General features: G+C 63.3%; 6 protein-coding genes and 1 tRNA gene. 1 reads left to right on the forward strand and 6 read right to left on the reverse strand.

What is annotated here, in order from left to right; translation table 11 throughout:
• Positions 1-610, forward strand: a 610-nt coding sequence (pepT, locus tag Q8N40_RS16360) for a tripeptide aminopeptidase PepT (protein WP_305712544.1), incomplete at its 5' end; no start/stop codon positions are given.
• Positions 611-697: 87 nt separating this feature from the next.
• Here the strand turns inward: pepT and Q8N40_RS16365 are convergent.
• The 6 genes from Q8N40_RS16365 to Q8N40_RS16390 form a co-directional block, all read right to left on the reverse strand.
• On the reverse strand, positions 698-1,555 hold the full coding sequence (locus Q8N40_RS16365; RefSeq protein WP_305712549.1) for a class I SAM-dependent methyltransferase: 858 nt from the start codon (positions 1,553-1,555) through the stop codon (positions 698-700).
• A 6-nt stretch (positions 1,556-1,561) separates the two neighbouring features.
• Positions 1,562-1,870: a hypothetical protein gene (locus tag Q8N40_RS16370; RefSeq protein WP_305712545.1), complete on the reverse strand. Its 309-nt coding sequence runs from the start codon at positions 1,868-1,870 to the stop codon at positions 1,562-1,564.
• Positions 1,871-1,984: 114 nt separating this feature from the next.
• Positions 1,985-2,061: transfer RNA gene (locus tag Q8N40_RS16375), tRNA-Val, on the reverse strand.
• Between the two features lie 152 nt (positions 2,062-2,213).
• Positions 2,214-3,215, reverse strand: a complete 1,002-nt coding sequence (locus tag Q8N40_RS16380; protein ID WP_305712546.1) for a nucleotidyl transferase AbiEii/AbiGii toxin family protein — start codon at positions 3,213-3,215, stop codon at positions 2,214-2,216.
• A complete protein-coding gene (locus Q8N40_RS16385) occupies positions 3,208-3,810 on the reverse strand; it encodes a DUF6088 family protein (RefSeq protein WP_305712547.1) in 603 nt (200 codons plus the stop codon). The genes Q8N40_RS16380 and Q8N40_RS16385 overlap by 8 nt, the downstream gene beginning before the upstream one ends.
• A gap of 169 nt (positions 3,811-3,979) precedes the next feature.
• On the reverse strand, positions 3,980-4,345 hold a 366-nt coding region (locus Q8N40_RS16390), incomplete at its 5' end, for a S16 family serine protease (protein WP_305712548.1).

Here is a 4,345-nt window from a genome sequence, read left to right on the forward strand (position 1 = left end):
GACCTTTTCCGCCGATGCCGCCACCCTCACCATCGAAGGCGTCAGCACCCATCCCGGCTTTGCCAAGGGCAAGATGGAGCATGCCATCAAGATCGCCGCCGCCATCGTCGAGCGCCTGCCCAAAAATACCTGCTCGCCCGAGACCACCGAGGGCCGGCAAGGCTTCCTGCATCCGATCGGCATTTCAGGCGCGCTGGAGAAAGCCACCATCGGCTTCATCGTGCGCGACTTCACCGACGAGGGCCTGCAGCAAAAGGAAGCCCTGCTGGAAGGCATCGTCCAGGACGTGATGAAGGGGTTTCCGCACTCGACCTATCGGCTGGAGATCAAGCCGCAGTACCGCAACATGAAGCAGGTGATCGACCGTCACCCCGAGATCATCGACAACGCGATCGAAGCGATCCGCCGTACCGGCCTGACGCCGGTCAGGACCAGCATCCGTGGCGGCACCGACGGCTCACGGCTGTCGTTCATGGGGCTGCCCTGCCCCAACATCTTTGCCGGCGAGCACGCGTTTCATTCCCGGCTGGAATGGGTGAGCGTGCAGGACATGGAAAAGGCCGCGCAGACCATCGTCCATCTGGCGATGATTTTCGAGGAGCGGGCCTAGCCAGGGCCCGGACTCAAAATATCGAAAACAACCCCATGCAATGCAAAGGCAACCCTACTATAGTACCTTTTTAGGCTGGCGCTGCGCTCAGGAAGCCTTTGCCGTCACCATCCAGATCGAACCACCCAGACGCACGTGCGGCCCGCTGGCGAAGGGCGCCAGCGCCTCGCGGATCGAACCCTTCGCAGCGTCGCGCACCTCAGCCGGCTGGCCTTCCAGCGCGCGGTTGGCGGGACCGATCTCCAGCACGGCCTCCACGGCCGCATCGAGGCCGCGGCCGATCGCGACATCGAGCGTGAAGTTGCACGGCTCCATCGCGACATCAGCAAATCCGGCCTCGCCGAGAATCCGCTGCACGCGCGCCTCGGATGCGAAGGCAAACGGGCCGGGATCGTCGGGCGCTTGCTGCGGCAGCTTCGGCACATGTTTGTAGACCGCCTGCAGCGGCGCCATCATCCACGGGTTTTCGCGCGGCTCGCGCCAGCAGGCAAAGGCCAGCCGTCCCGACGACTTCAGCGCCCGGCGCATATTGGCGAAGGCCAACACGGGCTCGGCAAAGAACATCACGCCGAACCGCGACACCAGCAGATCGAAGCTTTCAGGCTCGAACGGATGGACCGTGGCATCGGCCAGCACGAACTCCACCGGCAGGCCCGCCGGCGCAACCTGCCGCGCCCGCGCCAGCATCGGCGCCGAGATATCGATGCCCAGCACATGCCCGGCCGGACCTGTCCGCCCTGCCAGCGCAATGGCGATGGCGCCGCAGCCGCACCCGACATCGAAGATCCTCTCGCCGGCCCTCACCGCGGCGCGGTCGATCAGAATCTCGGAGACCGGCGCCAGCAGCACGTCCTGCGACGCCTGACGGTCGGTCCAGCGCTGGCCGGCCGGCCCGTTCCAGTAGGCAATCTGGTCCGCGTTGAGATCGTGGCCTGGAGTGTCCATCACGCGCTATCTCGGCGCGCCGTCGGGTTTGGCATCGGCCTTGGCCCGCTTCGCCGGCGGATCCTTCGCGACAGTCTTGGACGGAACAGTCTTGGGCGCGCTGTCGCTGCGCACGGAGCCCCAGGGGTCGGTGGGTTTCTGCTCGGGAATGCGGGCTAGCGACTTCTGATAGGCTTGTTCGGCTTGACGTTCAGCCGCAAGCTCTTGCTGTGACTTTTCCTTCGGCGCTTCGCCGTATTTGGGGATGGCAGGGCTTTGGGCAAAAGCGGGCCCGGCCAATGACGCGATGACAATGGCGGCGAGGAAAACTCTCATGCGCGGACCTCCGGTATCAACAGCCCGCCTGGTTGCCTGGCAACTTCGGCGCGACAGCCTTCGCTTCACGATCCCTGGGCTTGCCCAGCCGAAGCCCGCGCAGCGGGCGAAGGCTGGTAGGCGGCGACGGATTCGAACCGCCGACCCTCTCGGTGTAAACGAGATGCTCTAACCAGCTGAGCTAGCCGCCCTCGACGCCTGTTTACCGCCCCGCGCCCGGTGAACGCAAGCGATGCAGGCAACTACAAATCGGCTGAAATGTGACGATGGTCGGCCGATCGACCTGGCCCGATGGTTGCGAAAATACTGCGATTGAGAAGCGCTTCCGGTATGAGCGGCTGGCCTAGGCTTGGTTGGCCCGCTTCTCGATGGCAGCGCATTTCTTCATAAGGTCGTCAAAACTCTCGGCTTCTCCAATGAGAATCCGCTCCTCGACCATCTTTGCGTAGTCTTCGGCAAGGACCTTTCGGACTTCTTCATCGGGCACCAACTGGAGCTTGCCCGTCACCGCCGCCGTGTAGTCGATCCACTCGCCGCTCCGGTCGCGTGCCCTGAAGAAACGCGATTTGAACTCCGCAACTTCTTTGGCAAGAGCGCGATCCGCGAATGCTTTTCCCGCTTCGCCGGCTTCATCGAGCCGGACGAGGTCATGCCAATGGCGTGAATGGTGGTCGCCGACATCGCCGTTTGCGCAATAGACATGCACCGCCGTGGCCTTCTCCCAGAAGGTTCGCTTGGGGAGCATCAGCCGCGGGTTCGCCGACGGGAACGCGAGTTTCTCGAGTAACGGGGCCGCGTCGCATGTGATGGTTTTCGTCTCGACGGGCTCGCCGGTCGACCGCGCGCCAAACTCGAGCGTCACGCGCCTCGCCACGTATTCGTCGCCCCTGGCATCGGGATCGTAGGCCACAAAGACCTTGTCGCCCTCCGCGCTGATCTTGACCTTGGCTCCGTTCCCAGTGGCATGGGCCACGAGGATCGGGACAATCTTATCCCTTATCCAGGCCGGCAGCCTGACCTTGATCGCGTCGCTCCACTTCTTCGCCTGACTATTGGTCGCGGGAATGGGGTGCCCACCCGCCAATTCGGACAGAAGCTCGCGCACGTCGTGCGTAACGTCCACGTCTTCCGAGAAGCGCTTGATGATGTCATAGCCTTTGGAGAGCGATGTTCCGCCTTTGAAGACGAGGTGCTTGCCGTAAGGCGAAGAAAACAGCGCGTCGACCGCCCAGACGACCCAGACATCCTTTTCGAGGAGATGTGACGGTCGACCGGACTTCGTTGCAGCGACGCCGAGGGCGTCGAGCTGGTCAGTCCGGGCGAGCCTCACAAACTCGTCAGCCATGGGCCACCAGCGCCTCGCCAATGGACTTGGCAAGCCATCTGGGAAGCGCCGGACGCACCATTACAAGCTCCTGGACTTGCGAAAGTGGCAGCGTTTGCTTCAGGCTCATCAGGGCCGCAGATGCACGCCGTTCTCCAAGCCATTCCAGCGCGCGAACCACCCGCCCCGCCCCGCCCGGCGAAGCCATAAGCATCCAGCGTGGGGCGTGCTTCATCTTAATCACCTGAGCACCAAGCATCAGCGTCCGGCTCTTGCCGGAGGTCAGATAGACGATCCTGGTCGGAACCTGCGTCGTCAAACCGAGCGCATGAGCCTCCGAAGCCCCGTGAGGCACGACCGTCTCTGCCTGCGTCCTTCTGATGCTCTCAACCACTTTCGCCGGCTCAGGAGCTCGCCTGCCGAATTTGGTCTCTACCGGACGGACATAGGCGCCGCGATAGAGCTTCAGCAATTCGTTCTTACCTGCAAGGCGCCTGAGCGCTTGGTCGACCGCGGGACGAGCTGCGAGATGCAGGAGTTCTTTCGCACCAAGAACCGTGCCCTCTGGCTGGCCCTGTGCGTATTCGAGAATGCGCTCGGCGACTGTCGCTTGCATCGCTATTTCCTGTCGGAAAGTATACCGCAGTTTCTGACAGATGTAAATTTTGGGCTTGTTCTCCCCTGTGATCAGCCAGTTAAAGCCAAAGGCGCTTCGACTGGAACCCTCCCCAAACAAAAGCGGCGTCCCGAAGGACGCCGCTGGTGTCATTGCAAGCCTGAACCGCTCAGTGCGCCGTCAGCCCACCTGCCGCCTCGTCCGTGGAGTCGGCCTTCACCGGCACCTTGGTGTCCTCTTCCCAGACGATCGGCACCGGCGGTCGCACCAGGGCCTTGGCGACGACGTCGTCGAGGCGGGCCACCGGGATGATGGTCATGCCGCCCTTGATCGCATCGGAAATCTCCGTGAGATCCTTGGCGTTGTCTTCGGGGATCAGCACCGTCTTGATGCCGCCGCGGGCCGCCGCCAAGAGCTTCTCCTTCAGGCCGCCGATCGGCAGCACGCGGCCTCGCAGCGTGATCTCACCGGTCATGGCGACATCGTGCCGGACCGGGATGCCGGTCATGATGGAGACGATCGCAGTCGCCATCGC

Source organism: Bradyrhizobium sp. (assembly GCF_030693485.1).
Lineage (GTDB): Bacteria > Pseudomonadota > Alphaproteobacteria > Rhizobiales > Xanthobacteraceae > Bradyrhizobium.

Excerpts from the sequence above, each read along its gene's own strand:
- Q8N40_RS16380 (WP_305712546.1), bottom strand. The coding sequence starts at position 3,215 with ATGGCTGACGAGTTTGTGAGGCTCGCCCGGACTGACCAGCTCGACGCC.
- Q8N40_RS16385 (WP_305712547.1), bottom strand. The coding sequence starts at position 3,810 with ATGCAAGCGACAGTCGCCGAGCGCATTCTCGAATACGCACAGGGCCAG.
- Q8N40_RS16370 (WP_305712545.1), bottom strand. The coding sequence starts at position 1,870 with ATGAGAGTTTTCCTCGCCGCCATTGTCATCGCGTCATTGGCCGGGCCC.
- Q8N40_RS16365 (WP_305712549.1), bottom strand. The coding sequence starts at position 1,555 with ATGGACACTCCAGGCCACGATCTCAACGCGGACCAGATTGCCTACTGG.